The organism is Geomicrobium sp. JCM 19055, from assembly GCF_000698185.1.
Lineage (GTDB): Bacteria > Bacillota > Bacilli > Bacillales > Marinococcaceae > Geomicrobium_A > Geomicrobium_A sediminis.
In genome coordinates, this window is record NZ_BAXL01000007.1 from 1 (window position 1) to 26,332 (window position 26,332).

35 protein-coding genes and 2 pseudogenes are annotated in these 26,332 nt (G+C 42.0%); 36 read left to right on the plus strand and 1 reads right to left on the minus strand.

Annotation, left to right across the window (positions count from 1 at the left end):
• Positions 1-229: 229 nt before the first annotated feature.
• Positions 230-889 (minus strand): type 1 glutamine amidotransferase domain-containing protein, encoded by a 660-nt coding sequence (locus JCM19055_RS07380; RefSeq protein WP_042359271.1) that lies wholly within the window; start codon positions 887-889, stop codon positions 230-232.
• Between the two features lie 316 nt (positions 890-1,205).
• Here JCM19055_RS07380 and JCM19055_RS23160 point away from each other — a divergent pair.
• The 36 genes and pseudogenes from JCM19055_RS23160 (at position 1,206) to JCM19055_RS23195 (ending at position 26,292) form a co-directional block, all read left to right on the plus strand.
• Positions 1,206-1,981: pseudogene (locus JCM19055_RS23160) on the plus strand (ABC transporter substrate-binding protein).
• Positions 1,935-2,378, plus strand: a complete 444-nt coding sequence (locus JCM19055_RS23165; protein WP_052366054.1) for an ABC transporter substrate-binding protein — start codon at positions 1,935-1,937, stop codon at positions 2,376-2,378. The pseudogene JCM19055_RS23160 and the gene JCM19055_RS23165 overlap by 47 nt, the downstream one beginning before the upstream one ends.
• Before the next feature lie 10 nt (positions 2,379-2,388).
• Complete coding sequence (locus JCM19055_RS23170) at positions 2,389-2,604, plus strand: hypothetical protein (protein WP_052366055.1); 216 nt, start codon at positions 2,389-2,391, stop codon at positions 2,602-2,604.
• The gene (locus JCM19055_RS28890) at positions 2,588-3,163 is read left to right on the plus strand and encodes an ABC transporter permease (RefSeq protein WP_265181924.1); all 576 of its coding nucleotides are present in this window, start codon (positions 2,588-2,590) and stop codon (positions 3,161-3,163) included. Before JCM19055_RS23170 ends, JCM19055_RS28890 begins: the two co-directional genes overlap by 17 nt.
• Positions 3,048-3,538: pseudogene (locus JCM19055_RS28895) on the plus strand (ABC transporter permease). Before JCM19055_RS28890 ends, JCM19055_RS28895 begins: the two are co-directional and overlap by 116 nt.
• Positions 3,531-4,307 (plus strand): ABC transporter permease, encoded by a 777-nt coding sequence (locus tag JCM19055_RS07395; RefSeq protein WP_052366058.1) that lies wholly within the window; start codon positions 3,531-3,533, stop codon positions 4,305-4,307. The pseudogene JCM19055_RS28895 and the gene JCM19055_RS07395 overlap by 8 nt, the downstream one beginning before the upstream one ends.
• A gap of 30 nt (positions 4,308-4,337) precedes the next feature.
• On the plus strand, positions 4,338-4,847 hold the full coding sequence (locus tag JCM19055_RS07400) for an ATP-binding cassette domain-containing protein (protein WP_052366059.1): 510 nt from the start codon (positions 4,338-4,340) through the stop codon (positions 4,845-4,847).
• Positions 4,783-5,118: a hypothetical protein gene (locus tag JCM19055_RS23185; protein WP_193745351.1), complete on the plus strand. Its 336-nt coding sequence runs from the start codon at positions 4,783-4,785 to the stop codon at positions 5,116-5,118. Before JCM19055_RS07400 ends, JCM19055_RS23185 begins: the two co-directional genes overlap by 65 nt.
• Positions 5,111-5,434: an ATP-binding cassette domain-containing protein gene (locus JCM19055_RS07405; RefSeq protein ID WP_042359273.1), complete on the plus strand. Its 324-nt coding sequence runs from the start codon at positions 5,111-5,113 to the stop codon at positions 5,432-5,434. Before JCM19055_RS23185 ends, JCM19055_RS07405 begins: the two co-directional genes overlap by 8 nt.
• A complete protein-coding gene (locus JCM19055_RS30875) occupies positions 5,431-5,760 on the plus strand; it encodes an ABC transporter ATP-binding protein (protein ID WP_305047335.1) in 330 nt (109 codons plus the stop codon). The genes JCM19055_RS07405 and JCM19055_RS30875 overlap by 4 nt, the downstream gene beginning before the upstream one ends.
• Positions 5,761-5,789: 29 nt before the next feature.
• On the plus strand, positions 5,790-6,752 hold the full coding sequence (locus tag JCM19055_RS07415; RefSeq protein ID WP_042359275.1) for a D-glycerate dehydrogenase: 963 nt from the start codon (positions 5,790-5,792) through the stop codon (positions 6,750-6,752).
• 17 nt (positions 6,753-6,769) lie between these two features.
• Positions 6,770-7,720 (plus strand): ribose-phosphate diphosphokinase, encoded by a 951-nt coding sequence (locus JCM19055_RS07420; RefSeq protein WP_042359278.1) that lies wholly within the window; start codon positions 6,770-6,772, stop codon positions 7,718-7,720.
• Between the two features lie 180 nt (positions 7,721-7,900).
• Positions 7,901-9,538 (plus strand): glutathione ABC transporter substrate-binding protein, encoded by a 1,638-nt coding sequence (locus JCM19055_RS07425; protein ID WP_042359280.1) that lies wholly within the window; start codon positions 7,901-7,903, stop codon positions 9,536-9,538.
• A 565-nt stretch (positions 9,539-10,103) separates the two neighbouring features.
• The gene (locus JCM19055_RS07430) at positions 10,104-10,487 is read left to right on the plus strand and encodes a DUF192 domain-containing protein (RefSeq protein ID WP_052366062.1); all 384 of its coding nucleotides are present in this window, start codon (positions 10,104-10,106) and stop codon (positions 10,485-10,487) included.
• Between the two features lie 312 nt (positions 10,488-10,799).
• Positions 10,800-11,132 carry a hypothetical protein gene (locus tag JCM19055_RS07435; RefSeq protein ID WP_042359282.1) on the plus strand — a complete coding sequence of 111 codons (333 nt, stop codon included), beginning with the start codon at positions 10,800-10,802 and terminating at the stop codon, positions 11,130-11,132.
• A 138-nt stretch (positions 11,133-11,270) separates the two neighbouring features.
• The gene (gene cpaB, locus JCM19055_RS07440) at positions 11,271-11,996 is read left to right on the plus strand and encodes a Flp pilus assembly protein CpaB (protein ID WP_042359283.1); all 726 of its coding nucleotides are present in this window, start codon (positions 11,271-11,273) and stop codon (positions 11,994-11,996) included.
• An 18-nt stretch (positions 11,997-12,014) separates the two neighbouring features.
• Positions 12,015-13,268, plus strand: a complete 1,254-nt coding sequence (locus JCM19055_RS07445; RefSeq protein WP_042359284.1) for an AAA family ATPase — start codon at positions 12,015-12,017, stop codon at positions 13,266-13,268.
• Positions 13,268-14,650 carry a CpaF family protein gene (locus tag JCM19055_RS07450; RefSeq protein WP_042359287.1) on the plus strand — a complete coding sequence of 461 codons (1,383 nt, stop codon included), beginning with the start codon at positions 13,268-13,270 and terminating at the stop codon, positions 14,648-14,650. The genes JCM19055_RS07445 and JCM19055_RS07450 overlap by 1 nt, the downstream gene beginning before the upstream one ends.
• A 95-nt stretch (positions 14,651-14,745) precedes the next feature.
• Positions 14,746-15,264 carry a type II secretion system F family protein gene (locus JCM19055_RS07455; protein WP_265181925.1) on the plus strand — a complete coding sequence of 173 codons (519 nt, stop codon included), beginning with the start codon at positions 14,746-14,748 and terminating at the stop codon, positions 15,262-15,264.
• A gap of 11 nt (positions 15,265-15,275) precedes the next feature.
• Entirely contained in the window at positions 15,276-15,572 is a 297-nt protein-coding gene (locus tag JCM19055_RS07460; protein WP_042359290.1) for a type II secretion system F family protein, read from the plus strand.
• A 15-nt stretch (positions 15,573-15,587) separates the two neighbouring features.
• On the plus strand, positions 15,588-16,484 hold the full coding sequence (locus JCM19055_RS07465; protein WP_042359293.1) for a type II secretion system F family protein: 897 nt from the start codon (positions 15,588-15,590) through the stop codon (positions 16,482-16,484).
• 12 nt (positions 16,485-16,496) lie between these two features.
• Complete coding sequence (locus JCM19055_RS07470; protein ID WP_052366063.1) at positions 16,497-16,883, plus strand: prepilin peptidase; 387 nt, start codon at positions 16,497-16,499, stop codon at positions 16,881-16,883.
• A 52-nt stretch (positions 16,884-16,935) separates the two neighbouring features.
• Positions 16,936-17,388 carry a TadE/TadG family type IV pilus assembly protein gene (locus JCM19055_RS23190; protein ID WP_052366064.1) on the plus strand — a complete coding sequence of 151 codons (453 nt, stop codon included), beginning with the start codon at positions 16,936-16,938 and terminating at the stop codon, positions 17,386-17,388.
• Complete coding sequence (locus JCM19055_RS07480; protein WP_042359295.1) at positions 17,385-17,840, plus strand: Tad domain-containing protein; 456 nt, start codon at positions 17,385-17,387, stop codon at positions 17,838-17,840. Before JCM19055_RS23190 ends, JCM19055_RS07480 begins: the two co-directional genes overlap by 4 nt.
• Positions 17,841-17,928: 88 nt before the next feature.
• Complete coding sequence (locus tag JCM19055_RS07485; protein WP_042359297.1) at positions 17,929-18,780, plus strand: hypothetical protein; 852 nt, start codon at positions 17,929-17,931, stop codon at positions 18,778-18,780.
• Positions 18,781-18,879: 99 nt separating this feature from the next.
• Positions 18,880-19,212 carry a hypothetical protein gene (locus tag JCM19055_RS07490; protein ID WP_042359298.1) on the plus strand — a complete coding sequence of 111 codons (333 nt, stop codon included), beginning with the start codon at positions 18,880-18,882 and terminating at the stop codon, positions 19,210-19,212.
• Complete coding sequence (locus JCM19055_RS28905; RefSeq protein ID WP_265181926.1) at positions 19,209-19,334, plus strand: hypothetical protein; 126 nt, start codon at positions 19,209-19,211, stop codon at positions 19,332-19,334. The genes JCM19055_RS07490 and JCM19055_RS28905 overlap by 4 nt, the downstream gene beginning before the upstream one ends.
• A gap of 93 nt (positions 19,335-19,427) precedes the next feature.
• Positions 19,428-20,027 carry a hypothetical protein gene (locus tag JCM19055_RS07495; protein WP_152549802.1) on the plus strand — a complete coding sequence of 200 codons (600 nt, stop codon included), beginning with the start codon at positions 19,428-19,430 and terminating at the stop codon, positions 20,025-20,027.
• 423 nt (positions 20,028-20,450) lie between these two features.
• Positions 20,451-21,254 carry a hypothetical protein gene (locus tag JCM19055_RS07505; protein ID WP_042359303.1) on the plus strand — a complete coding sequence of 268 codons (804 nt, stop codon included), beginning with the start codon at positions 20,451-20,453 and terminating at the stop codon, positions 21,252-21,254.
• 238 nt (positions 21,255-21,492) lie between these two features.
• Positions 21,493-21,783 (plus strand): hypothetical protein, encoded by a 291-nt coding sequence (locus tag JCM19055_RS07510; protein ID WP_042359305.1) that lies wholly within the window; start codon positions 21,493-21,495, stop codon positions 21,781-21,783.
• A 122-nt stretch (positions 21,784-21,905) separates the two neighbouring features.
• Positions 21,906-22,601 (plus strand): hypothetical protein, encoded by a 696-nt coding sequence (locus JCM19055_RS07515; RefSeq protein ID WP_042359307.1) that lies wholly within the window; start codon positions 21,906-21,908, stop codon positions 22,599-22,601.
• A gap of 48 nt (positions 22,602-22,649) precedes the next feature.
• Positions 22,650-23,006, plus strand: coding sequence for a hypothetical protein (locus JCM19055_RS07520; RefSeq protein WP_042359309.1), 357 nt, complete (start codon positions 22,650-22,652; stop codon positions 23,004-23,006).
• Positions 23,007-23,026: 20 nt separating this feature from the next.
• On the plus strand, positions 23,027-23,194 hold the full coding sequence (locus JCM19055_RS25275; protein ID WP_081833527.1) for a Flp family type IVb pilin: 168 nt from the start codon (positions 23,027-23,029) through the stop codon (positions 23,192-23,194).
• A gap of 257 nt (positions 23,195-23,451) precedes the next feature.
• Positions 23,452-24,828: a hypothetical protein gene (locus JCM19055_RS07525; protein WP_042359310.1), complete on the plus strand. Its 1,377-nt coding sequence runs from the start codon at positions 23,452-23,454 to the stop codon at positions 24,826-24,828.
• A gap of 43 nt (positions 24,829-24,871) precedes the next feature.
• Positions 24,872-25,048 (plus strand): hypothetical protein, encoded by a 177-nt coding sequence (locus JCM19055_RS27220; RefSeq protein WP_193745352.1) that lies wholly within the window; start codon positions 24,872-24,874, stop codon positions 25,046-25,048.
• Positions 25,045-26,292 (plus strand): VWA domain-containing protein, encoded by a 1,248-nt coding sequence (locus JCM19055_RS23195; RefSeq protein WP_052366065.1) that lies wholly within the window; start codon positions 25,045-25,047, stop codon positions 26,290-26,292. The genes JCM19055_RS27220 and JCM19055_RS23195 overlap by 4 nt, the downstream gene beginning before the upstream one ends.
• The last annotated feature ends 40 nt before the right edge of the window (positions 26,293-26,332 follow it).

Genomic DNA, 26,332 nt, shown 5'->3' on the forward strand with positions numbered 1-26,332 from the left:
CAAGGCGGGGCGGTCGTGGTGCAAGACGAGGGGGCGTGGTGCAAGACAAGGTGTGCGTGTAGCAAGGCGAGGCGACCGTGGAGCAAGACAAGTAGGGCGGGGCACTAAAACAAGATCGCCACGGAATGCTAAAAACTTCTGAATCCATGTTGATGATACCTCACATCGGCTATCCTTTTCCTCTCATAAAAAAACTCTCCAAAGTTTCACTTTGGAGAGTTTTTTTGCTCTATTTCAACGCCTCGATAAATTCTTGCGCTACTTTAATTGAAGACTGAGGGTTTTGACCTGTGACGAGCAAGCCATCGCGTTGCACGTGCTCTGCCCAATCATTTGCGGCGCTGAATTTGGCGCCTTTTTCTCGTAGGGTCTCTTCTAGCATGAACGGCACTTGATTCTCAAGCTCAACGCCACGTTCTTCTGAATCAGTAAAGCTTGTGACGTATTTGTCCTGGACGAGTGGAGTTCCGTCCTTCTTCGTTGCGTTTACGAGTCCAGCGGGACCGTGGCAAACGGCAGCGATTGGCTTCTTCTGTTCTTCGAATGTTTGTAATAAGCTCTTTAGCTGTTCGTCGTCAGGGAAGTCGAACATCGTACCATGTCCACCTGGTAGGAAGATTCCGCTATAATTGTTCGGATTAATTTCTTCGAGTGGCACCGTTTTGGTTAGTTGGTCCGCAATTTCTTTCCAATCTGTTGGAATGCCTTCTTTTCCGAGGCTGTTTTGGTCAATTGGAGATTCCGTGCCCTTCGGGCTAGCAACGGTAATTTCATAACCGTTTTCTCTTAGAATCTCATAAGGCTCGGCAAACTCTGAGAGCCATATACCTGCAAGGTGACCATTGTCCATTGTATGTCCATTCGTTACGACCATTAAAATGTTTGTCATTGTAAGCACGCTCCTTGTTCACTCGTTCTACTAATACAATGTTCCCGCTGACCTCTCATTTAAACATATGATTTTAAGACTGTAATCTACTATTGCGATTTTTTTAATTTGTGTAGGTATAGTTAGTATACATACATAGAATTAGAAGGTAGGAGATTCCATGATCAAACGCACATACCTTTTTACAGGGATGCTTTTGTTCGTTCTTATAGCAGCTTGTTCTAGTGGGAGCGTTAAAAGTGAAAGCAATGAATTAGTGATCGCTTGGCCGCAAGATATTGGAGCGATGGATCCTAGAGGATATGGGGCATCTCAAATGTTTGCACAAAACTTAATCTTCGAATCACTTGTTCAATATAATGCTGAAGGGGAAATTGAACCATTGCTTGCTGAAGATTGGCAACAAAGTGAAGACGGCAAAACGACGACGTTCTATTTGAGAGAAGATGTGCAGTTTTCAGATGGTAGCCATTTAATGCTAACGATGTTAAAGCGAATTTTGACAAAGTATTAGACAATCGAGAGCGTCATGCTTGGCTTGAGCTAGCCAACCAACTGCAAGAAGTGAACGTGATTGATGAGTATACCGTGGAACTGACGTTAAGTGAGGCCTACTATCCTCTGTTCGAAGAGTTGGCACTTGTCCGGCCGTTTAGAATTGCAAAAGAGGTCGATGGTCAATATGTAGGAACAGGCGTCTACGAACTTGAACAGCATGATCGGGATGAGCGTGCAGTATTTTCTGGAAATGAACACTATTGGTCTGATTCTCCTGACGTTGATCGCTTAGTCGTTCAAGTCATTCCTGACAGTGAATCTAGAATGATGGCGCTTGATAATGGTGAAATTGATCTCGTTTATGGGAATGGTTTGCTTAGCATGGATGCGATTCAATATTTCGAAGGCAAAGAAGCGTTTACAGTCAATCAATCGAATCCACAAGCGACACGGACAGCAGTGTTGAATACAAACCGTGGACCTCTGGAAGAGTTGTCTGTACGTCAAGCATTCATACATAGCTTTAATACGAACCAAGTGGTTGAAGATGTTTTTTTATGGTACGGAAGAACCTGCTACTGCCTTATTTGGTGACCATGTTCCATATATGCCTTCCGTAGATCCTTATGATTTTGACTCGAATCGTGCAGAACAATTATTGGAAGAAGCCGGTTGGAATCTTGGTGAAGATGGCTTTCGTGTAAAAGACGGCAAACCCTTATCACTGTCGTATGTTTACGATGCCAATGATGCGATTCAGCGAACGGTCGGTGAGTGGTTACAGCAAGCTGCAAGTCAGGTTGGGATTTCAGTTCAACTTGAAGGTGTCGACAACCAAGCGTATTTGAATGCACAAAAAAGCGGAGAGTTTGATGTGATTTATCAAGAGACATGGGGTGCTCCATATGATCCTCACGCTTTTGTTTCATCGATGCGTATTCCAGCACATGCGGATTATCAAGCACAACTAGGGTTGGAGAAAAAAAGCTGAGATTGACGAGATGATTGATCAAGTCTTCATTGAGACGGAAGAGTCTAAACGTACAGGTCTCTATGATGAAATTCTTCAAGAGATTCATGACCAAGCTGTCTATTTACCAATTTCTTATACATCGACCATTGCTGTCTATCATGAGGGGATCAGTGACGTTGAATTTGCACCAATTCCTTATGAGTTCCAATTAGAAAAGGTTAAGAAAAATGCTCCGGATGCTTAGTTGGCGTCTGTGTGCTTTAGTACCTTCTATTGTGTTGTTATCGTTTGTTGTATTTCTAGCTTTGCACTTAATTCCAGGTGATCCTGCAGTTGCGTATTTATCTGCTTCGCAATTGCCGATTACAGAGGAAGCGATCGAGCGTGTAACGATTGAACTTGGATTAGATCGAACAGTTTGGGAGCAATATGCTTCATGGGTTTCTTCTGCGCTTATGATGGATTTTGGTACGTCGTATATGACCGGTGAACCCGTGATCGAGGAGTTTTTGTTTTATTTCCCAGCAACGGTCGAACTAAGTTTCTGGGCGTTTCTCATCGTAATTCTTGCTGTCATTGGTTTAGGGAGTGCTTCGGCTTACTACCGCAAGACATGGGTTGATTATAGTAGTCGGCTTTTTTTCAATTGTTGGTGCATCTCTACCTTCATTTTGGCTTGGGTTTTTATTGCTTTATGTATTCTCGATGACACTCGGGATTTTCCCGTCAGGGAACAGAGGCACTGTCGCACACTACGTATTGCCTGTTTTGACACTCGCAATTCCTTACATTGCGATTTATAGTCGGCTGTTTCGGACGAGTCTCTTGGAAGTTGAGAAGCTCCCGTGGATGTCTCATGCAAGAGCAAGAGGTTGTCGGAGAAAACGATCTGGCTAAAATTCCAATTGCGTCACGGAGTCCTTGCTTTACTGCCGGTGCTCGGCATTGTGATGGGGTATCTACTCGCAGGGACGTTTATCGTTGAAAATATCTTCTCATGGCCAGGAGTCGGCCGTTATATGATGAATGCAATTGTTCAAAGGGATTATCCAGTAATCCAATTTTACATCTTAGTGATTGCTTGTCTGTTTTTACTTATTAATTTGATTGTTGACCTTCTTCAAGCTTGGCTTGACCCTAGACAGCGTCATCAAAAGGGTGGGGTGAAGCATGTCTAGAACCTCGAAAGTTTACATCAGTATGGCAGCAATCGGGCTATTAATGATCTTCATTGCACCACTCGTTATGAACCAAGACCCCTTTGCTGCTCATTCAGCAAACCGTTTATGGCCGCCATCAAGTAGTCATCTGCTTGGTACCGATCATCTTGGGCGTGATCTGTTGAGTCGCATCGTTTACGGAGCAAGATATACCGTGGTAACCGCGCTAGTGATTGTCGTGATTAGCGGTTTAATCGGGATGAGTGTCGGCTTTGTATCCGCGACGTCAGGGGGAGTAATCGATCACGTGTTTATGCGATTCACTGAGTGGATGTCAGCCTTCCCATCTGTGATTTTGGCGTTTTTATTTGTCGGTATAGCTGGACCGGGGTTGCTGAATATTTTGATCGCACTTTCTCTCGTGTTCTGGATCCCAATCGCAAGGCTCGTACGCAACACAACGGTACGAACGATGCAAGAACCTTATTATGAATCGGCGATAATTAGTGGAGTGCCTTACGTGAAAAGAATTCAAAGGCATCTTGTTCCCGCAATCTTACCGCAGGTGCTCGTTTTGCTCGCTTTAAACGTAGGGAGTGCCATGCTTCATATTGCGGGTTTTTCATTTTTAGGCATAGGGATTCAACCACCGTTACCAGAGTGGGGCGCAATGTTAAATGAAAGTCGCTCTTACTTTTATGCTGCGCCATGGCTCATGATTGTTCCTGGAACGGCGATCTTTCTCGTTGTACTTTTTTTGGAATGGATTATCAGAAAGAATGCGTGATGAGTTTGATCAGAAAAGGGGAAGTGGTTTATGATCGAGGTGAATAACTTAGCTGTCAAAACAGAGACTCAAACGCTTTTAGAACCTCTATCGTTTCGTATACAAAAAGGTGAAAGCATCGGTGTTTTAGGTGAGAGTGGTGCAGGGAAGACGATGTTAACGATGGCGTTGTTACAACTTTTATCAAGTCCGCTTCAAGTAGAAGGAAGCGTCATTGTTCACGATCAAGATCTCGGTTTATTGTCGAATGAGCAGTTACGGTCGGTACGTGGCAATACACTGGGATATGTACCACAAAATGTACAAGCGATCTTTGATCCTTATCGAAAGATTGGCGTACAGATGGTTGAGACGATTCGAGCTCACGAACGAACCACAAAGCGAGAAGCAAAAAGAACAGCGATTGCGTCTTTAAGAGAAGTGCAGTTAAAAGATGAACATTATCACTTTTTTTCCTTTTCAGTTAAGTGGAGGAATGTTGCAACGGGCAGGGATAGCGCTCGTTTTCTCACTTCAACCAGAACTTGTTATTGCGGATGAACCAACTACAGCACTTGATGAAGAGACAAAGACGGTCATCTTGGAATTGCTATTACGAAAACAACGAGAAGAGGGACTTTCCATTCTATTTGTGAGTCATGAAATTGACGTCATTAAGAAAATGGTCACCCGAATTCTTGTTCTTGAAAACGGGAAATGCGTGGAACGTGGGTCGGTCGACCAACTCATGAACGAACCATCCAGTGATCGCTTGAAAAGCTTTCTTCATTATGAAGCCGTTCTAGGAAGAGGGGCGATGAAGAATGATTAACATGCAAAACGTAACATTCCGCTACGGTAAGCGATCGCCAATCATACTTAAAGATTTGTCATTAACGATCGAACAAGGGTCTTCGGTTGCTCTCTTAGGAAGAAGTGGGAGTGGGAAAACGACGCTAAGCCGCTTGTTATTAGGATTGATAAAGCCAACAGAGGGGAACATCATCATAAAAGGGGAAGTAGCAACTAAGGCGCCTAAAGGTGTTGGACAACTCGTTCATCAACACCCAGAGTCTTCTTTGAACTCGAAACGTAGCATTGTGGAGAGTGTTGAGGAACCACTGTTGAGATTGGGCTCAGTCGTATAGAAAGGGTAAGGCAAGTACGAGAGATGCTTCTAGACGTAGGGTTAGATGAGTCGTTTCTTTACCGGTATCCACATCAATTGAGTGGTGGTCAGCTTCAACGTGTTTGTATTGCCAGAGCTCTCGTTGCAAAACCAGCGTTTGTTGTATTAGATGAAGTGATGAATCGTTTGGACGTCCAAACGAAAGTGATACTGCTAGATTTATTGAATGAGTTAAGGCACTCTCATCAACTGACGTATTTATTTGTTACGCATGATGTGACAAGTGCGAAGTATACGTGCGATACGATTTACAAGTTGGAGAATGGAACGATTCAATTACAATAAGTACAAAATCAAAGAAAAGGAGGGATCATATGAAGAAGATCTATGTAACGAGAAAGTTGCCTGGTGTTATTATGGACCGTCTGCATGAGAACTTCGATGTGAATTATTGGGATGATGAGGACGAGCCAGTACCTCGGGATGTTTTATTACGTGAGATAAAAGAGTGTGAAGGTCTGTTCTGTATGCTCACAGAAACGATTGATGAAGAGCTTCTAGATGCAGCGCCCAAATTAAAAATCGTTGCAAATCTTGCCGTTGGTTATAACAACATCGATATAGAAGCAGCAAAAAATCGCAATGTAATTGTGACAAACACCCCTGGCGTGTTGTCTGAAACGACTGCAGATTTGACGTTTGCGCTCATGCTTGCCTCTGCAAGAAGGCTTGTTGAAACGTCAGAAGTCGTTCGAAATGGAACGTGGGGGGCGTGGTCGCCGATGCACTATACTGGACAAGACGTTCACGGCAAAACGCTTGGTATCATTGGGCTCGGTAGGATTGGTGAGGCGGTTGCGAAACGCTCGACTGGGTTTGATATGAACGTGCTGTACCATAATCGTAGACGAAACGAAGAGGCGGAGTCTAGGTTAGGGGTTACGTATGTTTCATTCAACGAACTCTTAAAGCATTCAGATTTTATTGTGCTACTTTTGCCATATAGTAAATCAAACCATCACTTGATTGGAAGTCAAGAAATTGGTTTAATGAAAAAGGAAGCAATTTTAATTAATACTGCACGAGGCGGTCTTGTAGATGAAGGCGCTTTATATCATGCTTTAGAAAAGCGGGAGATTTATGGAGCTGGTTTAGATGTGTTTGAAGAAGAGCCAGTACCTTTGACGAATCCGCTACTGCAATCAAAGTATGTCACGACTTCTCCACATATCGGCAGTGCAAGTATTGAAACACGTCTTCATATGTGTCATCTTGTAACTGATAATCTAATTCACGTACTAAGTGGTAGAGACCCACTTACACCCGTGACAAAATAGGAAGGTAGAACAAACTCATGGATTACCATTTAAATGACAAGTTCAAGATTTTCAGCTTAAACTCAAATCAAGCCCTCACCGAAGAGATCGTCAGACACCTAGGTTGTGAACTCGGCCGCAGTTCTGTAAAACGTTTTAGTGATGGGGAAATTCAAATTTCCATTGAGGAGAGCGTTCGTGGTTGCGAAGTGTATGTCGTACAATCAACGTCATTCCCAGGTAACGAGAACATTATGGAACTTCTCATTATGGTCGATGCATTAAAGCGTGCGTCGGCAAAACGCATCAATGTCGTTATGCCTTATTACGGTTATGCTAGGCAAGATCGTAAGGCTCGCTCACGCGAACCAATTACTGCAAAACTCATTGCAAATCTACTCGAAACAGCGGGTGTGACTCGTGTCATCACGATGGACCTTCACGCTCCGCAAATTCAAGGATTCTTTGATATGCCAGTCGATCAACTGCAAGGTGTTCCGATTCTATCAGAGTACTTCGCAGACAAGAACTTAGAAGATGTTGTCGTCGTTGCACCAGATAACGGCGGTGTTGTACGCGCTCGTAAGATGGCTGAAGCACTCAATGCCCCAATTGCGTTTATCGATAAACGTCGTCCGCAACCAAACGTCGCTGAAGTAATGAATATCGTAGGTGAATTTAAAGGCCGCAACGCCATTATCATTGATGATTTAATTGATACGGCTGGAACGATTACACTTGCTGCGAATGCGTTGATTGAGAATGGTGCAAAAGCTGTCTATGCTTGTTGTACGCACCCGGTTCTATCAGGACCAGCAATTAGTCGGATTGAAGGTTCACCAATTAAAGAACTTGTCATTACGAATTCAATTCAACTTCCAGAAGACAAGCATTCAGACAAAATTACAACACTTTCGATTGCGCCGCTCGTTGCCGATGCAATTAACCGTGTTCATAACGAAGTGTCCGTGAGTTCGCTTTTTGATTAATAGGTAAAGAGATTAGACGACAATTTTCGTCTAATCTCTTTATTTTTTTCTGATTTGACCGATAAGATGACAGAATACTAACAAAATATGTAAGAAATTGCATTGTAGTTGTATAATTATTAACTAGTGTTTATAATAGTTTTACAACTAGAAGTAATCAAACAACTGGGAGGAATAATTGTGAAGAAATTTAAACGACATTGGATTGGCGGTGCATTCGCTTTATCGATGGCAAGCCTAATGGTCGCTTGTTCTGATGATACGGCGGTTGATTCTGATGAAGTGCCGGCAGATGAGAATGGTGAAGAGACTGGCGATTCTGAAGAAGCAGTTAGCTCAGATGGTGGCGGTGACCTCATCATTGCAATTGAGGCGGACGCTGTAGACTTAAATCCACATGGTTCAAATGATACGGCATCAACACATATTCGTACGAACATCTATGAAGGCCTCGTTCAACACGATGAGAACATGGAATTACAACCAGGACTTGCAGAGGATTGGGAACAAGTCGATGAACTTACTTGGGAGTTCCAACTCGTTGAAGGCGTTGAATTTACAGATGGGACACCATTTAATGCCGATGCGGTCGTTGCGAACTTAGAGCGTGTCAATGATCCTGAATTAGCATCTCCGCGTTCTTTCATGTACGAGATGATTGAAGAAGTGAACGCCACGGATGAGTATACGGTGGAGATTATTACTGAATATCCGTTTGCGCCAATTCTTGCTCACCTTGCACATGACGCTGGTGGGATGATTAGTCCAACAGCGATTGAGGATGAGGCGAATGGCGAACACAACATTGATGTTGACCCTGTAGGAACTGGTCCATTCGTACTTGATAACTGGGTACAAGGAAATGAAATTGTTCTTACACGTAACGAAGATTATTGGCGTGGACCTGTTCCACTTGATTCGGCTACATATCGTGTCGTTGATGAACAACTAACACGGATCGGAATGTTCGATACGGGTGAAGCGCATATCGTAAACTCCATTGAACCGGCAAACGTCGGACAAATTGAAAACAGTGATTCTGGAGATGTATCAGCTGTTGAAAGCTTACGACTCGATTACTTAGGGTTTAACACTACGGTGGAGCCACTTGATGATCCAGATGTGCGACTAGCCATCTCTAAAGCCATTAACAAAAATGAAATCGTAGAAGGGATTTTCCAAGGGTACGGTGTAGAAGCCATTGGTCCGGTTAGTCCGATGGCATTTGGATTTAGCGAAGATGTAGATCCCGTTGACTATAACCTTGAAGAAGCAGAACAATTGTTAGCAGATGCAGGATATGAAGATGGATTCTCAGTAGAACTTATGGTTCAATCAGGAAATACAATCAATACGCAAATGGCAGAAGTTATTCAAGATCAACTGTCACAACTGAACATCGATGTTTCATTGCAACAAACCGAGTGGGGTGCATTACTTGATGCAACCGATGAGGCGAACTATGAAATGGTTATGCTCGGTTGGACGACTGTAACGGGTGATGCGGATTATGGTACGCACGCACTGTTCCATTCTGACAACCACGGACCTCCAGGAAACAATACGTTCTACACAAATGAAGACGTTGACCAACTACTCGATGATGCTCGTCGTGAGACAGACGACGAAGCGCGTGTAGAGCTGTACCGTCAAGTTGCAGAGACGGTTAACGAGGAAGTGCCACTGTTCCCGATCGTTCATGATCAATTCAGAGCAGGTGTTTCAAGCGATGTAGAAGGGTTTATTCAACTCCCTCACGGTGTATTTGATTTACGCGAAACAACCGTTTCGAGTGATGCAGCAGATGGTGGTTACTAAATACTCAGAGCCGATTGTCACTTTTTAGTGATGATCGGTTTTTTTTGTGCACATGTGGATAAGTGAGTGTAAATCGATAGAGATGGATTGTTATTCTTGTATAATGTTTGTTTGGTTTCAATGCGAAGCGAATGATCATCGGGACTCAAGGGGATTCGAACGAATTTTGATCGAATGAGGTTAGATTTTAAGGTGTATTCGTTTGAGGTTTTTAACTTGCTCGGTTTGTGTATTCTGTAAGTTTAAAATTAAAGTGATTGATTTAATAAATTTGTAAACTGAATAACGAAAAAAAGGACTAATGACACGGGATTTGAAGGTCCTAAGTTTCAGTGCAATTCGACCTCTTGACTAAAATACGACAATCCGTACCAAAGGACTTGTCATAAAGTGCGGATTACTTGTTATTTTCGGCACAATAGATTCCCAGTAAATGTAAAATGGTGTTACAGATCTAGTTATCTGAATCTTCATTACTTGATTTGTTTTTATAATATGGTACTTTACTGTACTATGAGCAACTACTGAACTAAGAAAATACTCAAATAGTAGATAGGGAGAATCTATGGTCTGGATACAAGGATCAAAAACAGTTCTTGTGGATCAGTTAATGATTGCAAATGGATACGTTTCAAGATTAAAAGGACTACTTGGGAAAAATAACTTGGGAGATCGAGAAGGGCTATTGTTGTATCCTTGTCAACAAGTTCATACGTGGTTCATGAGATTTCCAATTGACTGTGTGTATTTAGAGAAAATTAATAATAATGAGTATCAAATTAAAGAAGCGTTCGAGAATGTTGCACCGTGGAGAATGCTGCCGTACGCAAAATCGGTATACGGCGTTTTGGAGCTAAGAAGTGGTGCGGTTTTAGAATATGGACTTCAAAAAGGGCAGTGTCTCTATATAGATCCCGATGAAAGAAAGGAAGGTAAAGATGGACATTAGCAAGGAACAAACACAGCCACAAACGTTTAAAGACTTGATACGCAACATGAGTCAAAACGGAAAGCGAGTGTTCTTAGTCTCTATACCTGGGACGCTACTTATCAGTGTTCCTCTCATAACGGTATTATTTTTCTTTTTTTGATTACATGATTCAACTAGGCATGAGTGTTGTTGAGATTGAGGCATTACGAATTTTTAATCAAGCGCTACTGTTTAGTGTTCTAGGAGTTCATGTATTTTATTTGTTATTACTCGATCGAGAACTTCCTTTTAAGAAGCGTGTACTAACGGGTTTAAAAAAAGACTGCTCTAGTGTTTCCGACAATTATTGTTGCGACAATTCTTTATACGGTGCTTACGACGTTTGGGTTAGCGCTCCTCGTTATACCAGGCTTAATCATCTACGCTTATCTAGGTTTATTTGCTCAGACGATCGCTTTTGAAAATAAAGGAATCGTTAAGTCCTTAATGCGAAGCCGTCAACTTGTGATTGGTTCATTCTGGCGAATACTAGGTCTGTTATTACTCATCATTATTGCATCCAATGTCCTCATCGTAGGTGCAGAAATCCTCTTTCTATTCATGTTAGGAACCCCAATATTCTGGTGGATATCGTCATTAATACCGTACTTTACCTTTTTATGATGCCATTTATCGGCTCATTGTATATGAGCATGTATTTTGATTTACGAGCACGACAAGAAGCATTTGATTATGCTGTGTTTTCAAAAGAGCGTGGGCAATTGGTTTCGTAATGAATGAGACGGGTCAGGAGGATCATCGATGTTTGCTAAATTAAGTTGGCGTTTAATTCTTATACTTGGTAGTGCTGGGTTAATTGCTTATTTAACCTTTCAATATTTAAATTCTTTGCAACAGACAACTGCGGTTGTCGTAAGTGATCGAACGATTGCTGAGCAAACAGAAATTACAGAAGAGATGTTAACGACTGTGAACGTAGAGGCAAGTGCAGTAGAGACGCTTCTTCCAAACCGGGTTCAAGATCCGGAATCTGTGATTGGTGCGATTACACGACAAGAGATTGAATCTGGGAAGCCGGTGTTGTTAGATCCTGAACAGATTGTGTTTCCAGAGGATGCCGCAGAATATGTAACAGCTTCAGGAAATATTGATTCGTCCGAATTTATTCCTGACGAAATGCGTTTATACACATTAGCGTTAAGTCCACAAGCCGCTGTGGATAACTCTTTGCAAAAAGGAGACCACGTTGATGTCGTGTACACAGCAGAAGATGGTCAAGGGGAGTTCTACTCTCGAATGCTCATTCAGTTTGCAGAAGTGTATGAAGTAGAGTCCTACAATGAAGATTCACTTGCAGATTTGGCAAAAGATTCAACCGTGCAACATGTGACGTTACTCGTGAACCCACAAGAGGTTGTGGCGCTCGGAAATGCGGTTGAAAACGGCTCATTAAGCTTAGCGTTAAACCCTTCAAATGGCGAGTCAATCGATTTGGAGATTATAAGAGAATCAACACTAGAAAGCTAGAAAAGGAGGTGCCTATTCATGGATGCAGATTTCATTCCGGGCCGACATTCAAGCGAGTCATTGACGGTCGCAATTATTGATCAAGACCCAAGTTACCGCGCAGATATTAACCGGTATTACGAACAAAGTGAAGATCTAGTATCAGTCATTTTTCAAGGTGAAACATTGATAGATTTATACGAATATCTAGGAAACCATACCGTTGATATTCTCTTAATTAACGTTGAGGCTACAAATGCAGATCCAGCGTGGTATCGCAATTTATTAAACTATAATACCCAAAAAATTATCCTCGTTGCTGAACAACTCCATATCGTACGAGAAACCGAGTTGATTCATGAAAACGTTGATCTCATTTATAAGTACACACCGATGGGGACGTACACTCAGAAGATGTTATCGTTCACGCCAATCGGCCAAGATAAAGATATTTTCACGAGTGTAAACGCGGCTGCAAAAGAGCATACCGACAAAAAGATCTCGTTGTTTTATTCTCCAAAAGGAGGCGTCGGTACGACGACGATTGCGGTTAACACGGCCGCTCAACTAACGTTAAAAGATAAAAACGTATTACTCGTAGACTTTGCTCTGTTCGGTCATGTTTCTGTCGCATTCAATCTTCCACAAGGAACAAAAGGTTTATCGGATGTTGTCACTTACTTGGAACAAGGTCGTCAAGACGACGAGGAGCTTGATGAAGTATTGCGCCAATCGATTGAAACGGTCAGCCTTCAAGGGAAGAAATTAAGTGTACTAAGTGCAGGTTCACCATTGAAGATGGCAGCTCTGTCACTCGATCATACAGACCGAATTATGGAAGCATTGCAACGGCTAGACTATGACATGATTGTCGTTGATTCTTCGACCGACTTGTCTGAACGTAACATTTCATTAATGAGCAATGCGACGGATTTGTTCTTCGTCTTAACGACCGATGTGGCTGCAAACTGGTCGATGTTATCTTCTGTGGATATTATTCGTAAGTTACATCGCCCGTTGCAAAATCGTTATCTTATCATTAACGCTTACCATGATTCCATTGGGTTCCCGATTTCTGAGATGGAATCGATGTTATCTATGAAAGTGTCAGCGGTAATTCCGCATAAGTACGAGCAAGTACAAGGGTACGCAAACCGTGGCATTGTAATGGCAGAAAAGCCAGCACTAAAGATTAATAAGCATTACCGCAGTATTGCAAACTTGATTGAGCCGATGTTCGAGAAGAAAGAAGTAGCGAAACGCAACGGCTTAAGAAAAGGAGTGCTTGCGTAATGGGAATTGAACAAGCGATTAAGCGTAAGCAGCGACAAAATGAGGGGCATGAAACGCTGTGGAACGAGGAATTAGATGTTGAGGTCGACCAATTAAAGCAGTCGGTTCGTGAAGACATTGTTAAACAAGGAAACAAAGATCATAAGATTTTGAGCAATAACGATCGATTACGGGCAGCAGTTTGGTATTCACTCGAGCAAAAAGAGACGATGAATCATCAAGATTTGCTGTTAACGACAGATGAGCGGAAGTTGCTTACAGATGAAATTATGCAACAGCTCATCGGTTACGGAATTATTGACCCACTCGTACGCAGGCAAGACATTACGGAGATTATGATTAACGGTACCGATGACGTGTTTATTGAGGAGAACGGTCGTCTCGGATATGCCTATGATGAAGACGGGGAGCGCATTCGATTCAAATCGGAAGCGGACCTCTTAACGATTATCGAGAAAATTGTAGCGCCGATTAACCGGAAGATTGATGAAGCGAATCCGATCGTAGATGCACGACTTCCTGATGGTTCACGTGTAAACGTCGTAATTCGTCCGATCTCTCTCGGCGGACCGATCATTACGATTCGAAAGTTCCCAAGTGATCCTTTTACGATGGAGAAGCTAATCGACTTCGGTGCACTCGATACGCCGATTGCTGAATGGCTGCAAAAGCTTGTAGAGGCAAAGTACAACATCGTCATTTCTGGGGGAACAGGTTCAGGGAAGACGACCTTTCTTAACGCATTGAGCATGTACATTCCAAATCACGAACGTGTGATTACAGTTGAGGATTCCGCGGAGCTGAAGCTTACACAAATTCAGAACTTAGTCAGTCTAGAAACAAGACCTGCAAATGTGGAAGGCAAAGGTGAAATTACGATGCGAGATCTCGTTCGTACGGCTCTTCGAATGCGTCCAGATCGCATTGTTGTCGGTGAGGTTCGTGGTGGAGAAGCTTTGGACATGTTGCAGGCGATGAATACCGGTCATGACGGTTCATTAACGACAGGACACGCCAATTCGTCAGTCGATATGTTATCGCGGTTAGAGACGATGGTGCTCATGTCTGGTCTTGATCTACCGATTCCAGCAATTCGTAGACAAATCTCTTCTTCGGTTGAGTTAATTGTTCAACTCGGAAGATTGCGAGATGGCTCGAGGCGCGTGTTACAAATCACTGAAATCCTCGGTGAAGAACAAGGCGAAATTCAACATCGCGACTTGTTTCATTTCAAGATTAACGCAGAAGAAAGCACAAAAGATAAAGTCGTCGGTAGGTTAGTGCCGACAGGTGCAGCGATGGAACAAGTAGAAAAGTGGCAATCCGCAGGTTACGGCGAGCAACCGCTTGAAGAACCAACGATGGTCCATCACTATTCTTGAGGAGTGGACGAGCATGCTTTTGACTTATATAGCGATTGTGGTACTGCTTTTGATTATGTTAAAAGCAATTGTTGAACTCACACAAATACTCATCTATGGGACCGTGCCACAGAAAAAAAATACTAGAAAAATCATTCAAGCGTTTAGAAGGTAGAAAGAAATCGGTGTACAGTACAAAGTCAACCGAAGAGCGTCAAGCTTCAAAGCGTCGAATGAATATGCTCCAAGCAGCCGCGATCTGTTTGATTCTGTTTGTGCTAGGGATGATGTTGTTCCGAAGCGTGTTCTTTGCAATGATGATTGCTCTGTTAGGCCTGCTCTATCCGAAAGTGAAGGCAAGTCACGATCAGCAAAAGCAAGAGAAAGTCATGTTGTTGCAATTTAGAGATGCGATTCTTTCATTGGCAAGCTCATTGAAAGCAGGTACATCTCTCCAAGTTGCTTTACGCCGTTGTGAAACGGACATGACTCGTGAGTTGCAGCTTCAAAACGACAAGCCGATGCTTGATGCATTGGAGGGAATCAACGGAGATATTCAACTAGGTACGCCTGTAGAGGATGCGTTACAAACGTTTAAGAACGAACACGACATTGAAGATATTGCCAATTTGTAGATGCCATTATTATGACGAGAACAAAGGGTGGAAATCTAGCAGATGTGATTGATAACACGGCAGAATCGATTTCAGACAAAATTATGATTCAACAAGAAATTAAAGTCGCAACGGCACAAAAGAAAATGGAAGCATCACTGCTAACATTTATGCCCGTTGGAATTGTCGTCATACTGATGATGCTAAATCCAGATTATATGCAACCGATGTACGATCAAACACTTGGAACGTTTATGTTATTTGCCGCGGTGCTTATGCTTATCGCGAATTACTTCATCGGTAGAAAGGTGACGAACATCGATGTGTAAAAGGAGGGATCGGACGTGGCTATCATCATATCCGCATTGATGTTTCTGTTTATTGTTCTACTGTTAACACCTAAGCAGTGGGTGGAAGCGAGCAGCATTAAGAAACGTCTCGCTGTGGAAGAGGAAGTGCTCATTGAAGAAGAACGTCGCTTTACCATTCGTAAAGCAACACCTGCTGTGATGAGAATGCTCTCACTCGTTAACTTTCGATTATCGATTGAAAGAAGAGAACAACTTGAGACCAAAATCCAAATGGCAGGAAAAGCAGAGAAGTACCGTGTGGAAGACATTTTAACGATGAAAATGATAACCGCAGTGGGCTTGATGAGTTACTTTCTTTTTCTAGGAGTTGTTGGCAGCAGTCCGATGCTTTTCCTAGTTGCTATGGTAACCGCACTTATGGGCTATATTCTTCCAGAACATTGGTTAAAGATTTTAGGAAGCAAACGGAAAGATCAAATTAAGAAAGAGTTACCGTATGTGATCAATGCAATCGCAATTATGAGTGAGGCGGGATTAAACCTGGTGCCTGCTATAAAAGAAGTTGCGGATAAGAAAAAGGGTGTACTTGCTGACGAATTGCAAATGGTCATTCGCGATGTGTCGGTCGGTGTCTCCCAAGTTACAGCATTAGAACGCTTGGCTGAGCGCTGTCAAGTTGATGAGGTGAACCGTTTCGTATCGGCTGTCACTCAAAACCTTGAACGAGGGGCTTCCGGTGTAACGAGAGTTCTTCGCAATCAAGCAAGTGAAGTGTGGCAACAGCGTAAGAAGAAAGCCCAAGAGCTTGGGGAGAAAGCGTCAATGAAATTGTTCCTCCCACTCTTACTTTTAGCGTTTCCAGCGACGGCAATCTTCCTTCTTGGTCCGGCCATTTTAGGTGTGATGGACTTTATCTTATCAATGAATTAAGAGGAGGAGCCCATGGTTTCAATCATCCTGTTAGCTACAACACTGCTCATCGCTACCATTATTGATTTAAGAACGTGGAAAATTCCTAATTGGTTAACGTTATCAGCTACAGTCATCGGTGTTACACACAACGGTGTGCTGTACGGATTAGATGGTCTGTTTACGAGTTTGCTTGGGATGGTGATTGGGTTTGCAATCTTCTTTTGTTTTTATTTAATGAAAGCTTACGGTGCTGGTGATGTGAAGTTAATGGCAGCAATCGGTGCCATCATGGGAGTTCCTTTTATTCTGTATAGTTCAATCATCATTGTACTCATTGGCGGTCTCGTATCAATTGTCGTACTCATTGTTCGGCATCAACAACGTCGAAAAGATAACTTGGCAAAAAAAATCAAATGAACACAGCGTTTCCGTTTAGTCTTTGGATTACTGTAGGGAGTGTGTTAACGGTATGGCAAATGTATCCGCAACTGTAAGTCCTAGGCCGAAGCGATTTTGGCGAAGGGAAGAAGGACAATCACTTGCAGAGTTCGGCCTTGTAGCGCCGATCATGTTGATGATTGCGATTGGTGTACTTTTACTTGGGTATTTTGTGTACTCACAAATTATTGTAGTTTCTGCCGCTAATCAAGGTGCACGCGCTGGCAGTGCCATCAGTGCCGATCTTGAGGCAAACCCTGGACAAATGATACAAGTTGCACAATCAACGGCAGAATCGACGTTAAGTCAAGGGTTGAACATTAATCAAGGCCAAGTCTCGTCAGTCGTAAGCGGAGATCAGTTCCAAACGACCGTGTCCTATGAATTTCGGTTTCCAGTAGGTATACCTGGTACAAACATTCCAACATCCTACGTAATCGAGCATACGTCGAGCTATCACATATGGGGGCGAGATGACGAATGAAGCGATGGCTAAACGATGAAGAAGGTGGCGTGTATCCCTTAGCAGCAGGCATTATCATTTTTGTTCTTGCGTTTGGGGGACTGCTCATCGATGGTGGCATGACCATCTATCATCATACGAAACTATCAAGTGCAGTTGATGCTGCCACCGTTGCAACGCTAGATGCCTATGACCGAGAGTTGTGGGAAGAATCGGGCGAGATTTCGTTAAATGATAACGAAGTCCGTGCCATTGCGACCCGCTATTTAACACAGAACATGGAAGAGGCATCAATACGTAACTTAACGATTGATGCCTCTAGAAATCGCGTCACCTTAGAAGCAAGTGCAACCGCCCCGTTATTCTTCATGGCGATGTTTAATCAATACGAGACCGAAGTTCAAGCCTCAGCCTCTGCAAGTCTCGATGATTCAAACTTTGAAGGCGGAGATGAAGAGGAGAGCGACGATTAAGCTTTCAAAGAGTGTACCCTTAGGTAAGCATAGAAAGGGTGATGCGGGATGTCACAGTTCTTGAATTTCGCAGGCTTTTCGAAAGCGAATGTTGTATTTAAACGCATATCAACCGTATTTAGTTAAACGAGAGCAAGCGGTTCTGTCACTACCAGTCATCATAGAAAACAGTGAGTATCGATTGTTGTATTCTAAGAAACCTACAGATTCGTTGTATACGAAAATGATCGTTTTATACAACAACAGTCGAGATGTCGTAGAGGATCGAGAGGAAGTGCTCCGTTGTGTCTATGCAATTCATGGACTAAGCCTTTACAGAGAACCAGAGAGCCAGTTTATTCTCGATGTTAAACTCGGAAACCCGAATCTCAGGACTGAAGAAATCGAAGCACTCAAAACGCTTGTTACTGAGAAAGAGCAATTTAATGAGCGAGAGCGTGAAGTCTTACAACAACAGCTGGACTACCATAAAGACTTGAAAGCTGTAGGAAAGCCTTTAAGTGAAGTAAGTCAAAAACTCCTAGATTATAAGAAGCAGGTTGAAAGCTTAGACAAAGTTACAGAAGAGCAATTGTTTCATGCGATTGAATTAGCAGAAGAGCGTACAAAGCAACGAGATGAGATGGAACGGTTGTTATTCTCAAACGGAGAATACATTCGCCCTCATGCTTTGAAACTATTTAACAAGCACAAAAGAACAATTAGAACGCTAGTAGGAAGAAAAATGTATCGCAACCTTCGAAAGGAAATGACTAGTGCCGAACGCAACTCTCCACGAATTATACGAGAGACGAACCGAATACAAGGCACGAAGATGCATACGAAGAAAGACTATTTAGCGTTCTTAGAAAAGAAGAAAACGGTTAAAGAAAGATTTGAGGAACAATCACAAGATATTGTAAAGCGTGCATGGATTCTTTCACCTGACTATGCGTTTTGAACAACTTGTAATTCTCGTAATTTGAAACTACAAGGTTAAAAGTTAAGGGGATTAAAGCCAAAACCGTTCAGAAGAGCGAGTGAGTGGAGATGGTTAGTTGTGTCTCAAAACTTAAATTTCCTGGGTTTTTCTAAAGCAGCAGGCATTTATTTAAAAGCATATGAACCTTATATGGAAAAAAGAGAGCGAGCGGTCATGTCTTTACCAGTGATTATTCAAAATCAAGAATATCGCTTGCTCTATTCAAAAATGATGTATGAACCTTTGTATACGAAAATGATTGTGCTTTATAACAATGGAGAAGTGGTCTTTGATGCTGATGAGACACATCGGTGTTTATATGCTAGTCACGGGGGAAAGAAATGCGAGGAGCTGAACATGCTACTCCAAGGATTATCCGAGAAACGAATCAAGTATATGAACGCAACATGAAGACCAAAAAAGACTTCTTAACCTTTCTAGATGAAAAACTGACAGTGATTGAAATGTTTGTTGATCAGTCAGCGAAGGTTATGGATTTTGCTTGGATTCTCTCAAGTAGCTATACGAAATAATTTAAGCCTTTCTATGAGTCTAAAACTGCCAAGATGCACAGGGTGTAAGGATAAAATCGCCATCTAGTTAAAACAAACAAGGGATGATTAGGTGTGTCAAACCATATGAATTTTCCGGGGTTTTCAAAAGCAGCAGGAATTTACTTAAATGCTTTTAAACCATATTTGTCAAAGAGGGAACGTGCAGATATGTCATTGCCGATTAAAATTGAAAATAGAGAATATCGACATTTATTCTCTAGAATGCCGAATGATCCTTTATATACCAAATTAATGGTGCTCTATAATGATGGAGAAATTGTAACAGATGCGGATGAAGTAAGGAGAAGTATTAGCTCGGTTTTCGGACTTACGCTCTATCAAGAACCAGAAAGTCAATTGAAGTTAGACATAAAACAGGGCGATGTGGCGTTACGGAAAACAGAAATTGATGCATTAACCAAACTTAAAGAGGGATCTTTGACACAATTTAGTGCGTCGGACCAAGAAGCAGTTAGTGACCATCTGGAATATTTCAAAAGCTTAGAAGAAGTTGGTAAACCATTAAGTATCGTTGCAAAAAAAATTCTTGATCATAAAAAGCTTATTGAAAGCTCAGATAAAGTGACAGAAGAACAGTTGTTATTTGGTATCGATCTAGCTGAAGAAAGGACACAGCATAGAAATGAGTTGGAGAGACTTCTATTTTTTTAATGGAGAGTATACACGACAAGAGGTTTCTAAAGTTTTTCGGAAACATAAAAGAAGTATTAGAGCAGTCATTGGCAGGAGGGACTATCGAAAAATTGTTAGTGAAATGAAGGGTGCAGAAAGAGAATCTCCCCGACTAATTCGAGAAACCAACAAGGTTTATGGCACAACTTTAAACACGAAGAAAGATTTCCTTAACTTTCTTAAGAACAAGCCTACGGATAAAGAGCGGTTTAAAGAGCAATTAGAAGTCATATTTGATCAAGCTTGGGTTTTATCGAGGAACTATACGAAATAGTTCAACCCTTTGGAACAACGAGACTGAACGGTTTAACACACGAGTTGCAGAAGGAACCGTGTAAAAGGTTCAGCTAGTTAAAGAAGTAAAGATCTAAATCAGTTAAAACGAACAAGGAATGATAAATTTTGCTAAACCGTATAAAATATCCGGGGTTTTCAAAAGCAGAAGGGATTTACCTAAAAGCTTATGAACCTTATTTATCAAATAAAGAACGTGCAGATATGTCCATACCGATCAAAATTGAAGATAGAGAATATCGTCATCTATTCTCTAAAATGCCTAAGGATCCATTATATTCTAAATTAATTGTGCTCTATAACAACGGTGACGTTGTAACAAATGTGGATGAAGTACGTAGGTGCGTTTATTCAGTTTTTGGACTTACGCTTTTTCAAGAGCCGGATAGTCAATTTGAATTTGATATAAGGCAAGGTGATCCAGATCATAGAAGAGTGGAAATAGAAGGCTTAACGAAGCTCTCTCATCAACAACCAAATCCTTTTGATGAATCAGAACAAGAGGTAATAAGTCAACATCTGAAGTATTTCAAAGGATTGGAAAATATCGGAAAACCCTTAAAAGAGGTGAGTGCGAAATTACTCGATCGAAAAAGGTTCATGGAACGAACAGATAAAATCACGGAAGAAGAATTGTTGGACACGATCAATTTAGTAGAAGAACGGACAACCCATCGCAATGAGTTGGAACGACTTCTATTTTTCAATGGAGAATATACACGTGAAGAGGCGTATCGAATTTTCCGAAAGCATAAGCGGAGTATTAGGAAAGTTATTGGAAGGAACTCTTATCGGAGGGTTGTTAGTGAAATGAGGGGTGCAGAAAAGGAATCTCCACGTATTATTCAGGAAGCAAGCGCTATTTATGGTAGATCTATGCAATCCAAAAAAAGATTTTCTTCATTTTCTTGAAAATAAGCCTACGGATAAAGAACGGTTTCAAGAGCAGTTAGACATCATGATTGATCGCACTTGGATATTATCAAGTAACTATTCTAGATAAGCACAACACTTTTGTTTCAAAAGGGGGTGGTTCGATTGTCTAGTAATAATTCTCCTTAAAAACAAGCTGTTGAATTTGCTAGTGATTAGTCATTTTGGAAATAGTGTGAAGAAAACTCAATATGTTAATTAGGAGGTGACAGTCTATATGAGGAAGTGTAATAAGGTTCTTATTGCGTTTCTCATTACACTGCTAATATCTGCGGTACCGCTAAGTATAACCTCGTATGTGCATGCGGAGGAAACGATAGACCCACCTAGTGTAGGTCTAGACGGTGCAGACGAAAAAAACAACATTCGGAGCGGAAGTAGCTCTAGCTCTGGAAGTTCTGGACCATCCGTTGGAGGTGGAGGAACGCCTGGGGCGCCTAGTTGGTCAGATATTAATGGTACTCCAAGAGGTGGTTCTGGAGGGCCTCCGGCGGTGAAGTTGGAGTAGGTCCAGGAGGAATTCTAGGTCCCGGAAATCCATTAGGTGTAGGTCCAGGAGGAATTCCAGGTCCCGGAAATCCATTAGGTATAGGTCCAGGAGGAATTCCAGGTCTAGGAAGTTCACTTGGAATGGGTCCAGGAGGAGCGCCAGTCCTTGGAAGTACACTTGGTGTAATCCAAGGAAACACGTTAGGTTTAGGCGCTACATTTGGTACAGCACAAGAAGGAATTCCTGGTCAAGGGAATGCCATCGGAGTAGGTCTAGGAGGATTATATGGCATTTTGCCATATAACACCTTAAATAATAATTACTATCCAACGATAAATCCGATGGTTAATAGCCACCTGCAACAACAAATGTTTGGGTTTGATCGTGGCAATTTACTTCAAGCAACAGTTGCTTCTTCTGGTCTAGGTTCAGTAACTGCAACAAATTCTCACCCCTTTAATAATTTTCTGTTTGAGGATAGTGGAGAACATTCAATCGGTCTTGATAGTTTTGTAAGTGCTGCTATAGATCGTGTGGGTGCTTTTGATCAATTATTAGACATGTCAGTAGAATTAGGTAATGGTCGAATAAATACTCTTTCAGGAGCTAGTTATGGTGGTAACGCTCTTGCATTTGCACTTTCTATAGCTGCACCTGGAGTTGGTTACCTAAATCATACCGGTGTTAGCGCTACAATAGATAGCATTGGTTTCGGAACAAGTATAGTGGATTTAGCGATGGACTGGAGAGCTTTTAAATACTCGACTGTTACTAGTAGTACTGTAACTCAAGCAGCTCAAACGCCGACGCAGCACCACTTGCGAGTTCAGCAATGAAAACTTTTTTTAACCAGAACAGGAGCTGGACTAGGTATTGTCGGTACGTTGTTAAGTGGTTGGGAATCGGTAAACCACTTTAGTGAGGGGAATTATCTAGATGGTACAGGTTCAGTACTAGAAGGTATTGGTTCAGCTGCGTTTACGGTTTCGGCATTATCAGGAGGTGTTACTCCTGTAGGAATAGCAGCTGCAGCTGTAGGAGTGGTTGCAACAGGTGCTGGATTAGTAATTAGGTATCGTGAGCCACTTGGTAAAGCCTATAATTGGGCTAAAGACGGTATAGCGGACGCAGGAAAATGGGTTGGTGATAAAGCTTCTAAAGCTTGGGATTCAACAGTAGATGGCGCTAAAAACTTAGGAAATAACATTAAAGATGGTTGGAATAATTTGTTTGGCAATTAAATTAATAGGAGGAAATTAAAATGTTAAAGTTCTTAAAAAACTTCTGGAATGATGAAAAGGGACAATCAATGAGTGAGTACGGGTTAATTCTCGCCTTGGTCGCAGTTGTAGCTATTACTACATTAACGTTACTAGGAGACAACATCATGCAAATGTTCTCTGACATTGCAGATGCGATTGCTCAGTAATATGACTAGGCCCGGCGTAAAAACCGTCGGGCTTCAACTTGTTAGTAAAGAAGGTGTAGAAGATGAAGATTTTTTTCTGGATATTTTTAGGTGCATTGGTTTTACTCACTCCGTTATTTATTTATGACATGGTGCAACGTCAATCGATTAACATTTCATTTATTCTCATGATTATTTTATGTTTTGTGTTTTACACACGAGCCTTTAAAACAGGGTAGCTGATACGATCCGGTCGAATGAACCTAGGAGAGATGACGATGAAGAAGACGGTACCATTTAATCATGGTGAATTAACACTGAATACTGAGTATGTGCAATGGCGTGTTGAAGATACGTTCGTCCAAAGTGCGACAATGAACGATTTATCGTATATGAAGAAAAAGCGTCCATACACACTTCCGGTCAAATCAATGGTTCATGAAGGGAATCAGATGATCTTTACTTGGGCATTAGAAGATCATGTACCCTATGTTGCATTGCGCCAAGAAGATGTGCTTGTACGTTTGCGTGCAGCGGAAGGATTGATAGAGTCCTATAACTATTTCTCAGAACAAACCGAGGTTGAGACATCGTTTGACCTTCATAATCTCGTATTTTCTAAAGAATACAATGAAACAAAAGCGTTAGGGTCAATTAAGACGATTCATTTCTCTAATCAGTCTGACGTTGAACAGGATCAGAATGAATTGTCGTTCGTACAGAAGCAGCTTGTTTATTTATTTTCTGCAGTGAAAGATAAAGATTTCCATGAGGCGTCAGAAGAAGAGTTGATTAAGAAAGCTTCTCAGAATGAAAAGCATGTCGTGACCACGATTGTAGAAGCGACATCGTTAGATCAAATTCTTGACATGATTCGTAAAGAGATTACGAGCGTGCAATCGACGTATTATGAAAACCAAGCACTACCGGTTAAAAAACCAAAGCAAGGGAAGCGTGTAGGATTACTCGCTACGACCGTTATCGCAGTCGGTGCAATTGTCTATGCAGTCGGGTTCGCAGGTTCAACTGAAGAAGCACAAGTTCAAGAGGTTGAAGAGGACCACGAGGCAGAAGTGAACGAACAATTAGACATCGCTAATCAGTATGTGGAAGCGTTAGAGTATTATTATCAAGGAGAATATGAAGAAGCATTCTCTTTGCTTGAACTTGTCAAACCTCATCGATCCATTGATGATTCTTTATATATTGAGCTTGCCGTTCTTAGTGATCGCTATGAAGATTATTTGTTAGAGTATCCAGATCAAGTTGCTGAAGTCGCTTATCAACTCCACTTGCAAGAGCGTGGCGAAGAAATTCTAGAACTTGAGACCGATGACCCATACGTACGAATGGAGCAACACAATGTAGTTGACGAAAGTGAAGAACTTCTCACGTATAGTCAACAAATTGAAGAAGAGCGCTCGTTAAACGAACGTGAGATTCAGCTGACGTTTTATGCACATCTCGCTTTAGATCCTGAAGAAGCGTATGCATTTGCGGAGCGTGTTGAAGATTCTAACTATCAAAAGCGTGCATTGGATGAACAAATTGAAATCCTAGAGAATCAGCTTGAAGAAGAAGAGGATGAAAGTGATATTGAAGAGCTTGAGGAAGAAGTGGCACAATTAGAAGAGTTAAGAAGTGAGGTCTCATAGGTCGTATTCAATTTGTTTTTCAGCTAGGAAGGGGTTCGGTAGTGTGCGTGTTTATAGGTGGAGAAGTAGTATAGTTGCGATGCTTTTCGTGTTGTTACTTACGGCGTGTAATGATAACAGTGAAGGAACTGAAGAAGCCGAGGAAAGCGTAGAGAATGAAGAGGCTCAAGAAGTAGACGGTGGGGAGCAACCTCGACGGATGTACCGTCGGTCGATTTGACGGAAGAAGGTGTGTTAACTTCTGGTCCGGGTGAATTAACGACAGAACATCTTCCTGAAGAGGAGACGATCGGAGACTCGTACGATCAAGCCGAGCAAACTGCGATTCAAGAGTTTGAGGCAATTGTGCAAGAAGATGGCGCTGAACGGACGATGAAAGAGTGGCTTGACTTTATCGTTTATCAATTGGGAGCTAACCATGAAGAAGTGCTGCAACGGGTTGAGGATTATGAGGTTGAGTTTTCGGAGCTGACGTTACCTGATGGCAGGTCAATTGTTGAATTAGAAGATGAAGAGCTTGAAGAAGAGATGGAAAAAGAAGTGAACGTAGCCATTCTTCTTGATGCGAGTGGAAGTATGGCCGGTCAGGTTGACGGTGGACAGAAGATGGATCTAGCGAAAGATGCGATTGCAGTTTTTGTTCAAAATATTCCTGATGAAACGAATGTTTTAGTGCAAGCGTATGGTCATGAAGGTGACAACACAAACGATGGAAAGACGGAGTCATGTGAAGCCATCGAAAATGTCTATCCATTATCACCAATCAATGATCGTGAATTCGTTGAAGCGGTAGATCCAATTGAACCGACAGGATGGACACCACTTGCTGATGCAATGGAGCAAGCCAAAGAAGACTTGATTGAGGAAGCAGATGAAAACTCAATCAACTTCATCTATGTGATTAGCGATGGCATCGAAACGTGTGGTGGTGATCCAGTTGCGGTCGCAGAAACGATTCCAGAAGCAGGGATTGACTTTGAAGTTAATATTCTAGGGTTTGATATTGCTGATGATGAGCACGAGCAGCTTCAAGAAGTTGCAGAGGTAAGCGGTGGTAACTATTCTTCTGTGTATACAGCACAAGAGTTAGATGAAGAAGTGACCGGTACTTGGCTCGATCAGATTAGTCAATTTGCTTGGATTTGGTGGGCAAGAGATGGATTGATTGCAACGAGTGAAGATCAATTAGACATCGAAAATGAGCTTCGAGAATTACGAAATGATGTCTCCGCCTTAAGAAACCAAGAGAACTCACGAATGACCGAAGCCGTTGAAGTTGTCATTGAAAACAATGAATTGGAGCCAGATGAGATTAATGAATTAAGGCAATTAATTAGAGAACGAGCAAATCTCATTCAAGAAGTGAGCGATGAAACGATGTCTGATAAACGAGCAGAGGTTGTGGAATCGAGGGACCGTATTCAAGATGTGATTAGACAATTGCGAGAAGAGCATACCGATTAAGATGTAACACATAAGGAAAAACAAAAGGCTGCCCTGCACG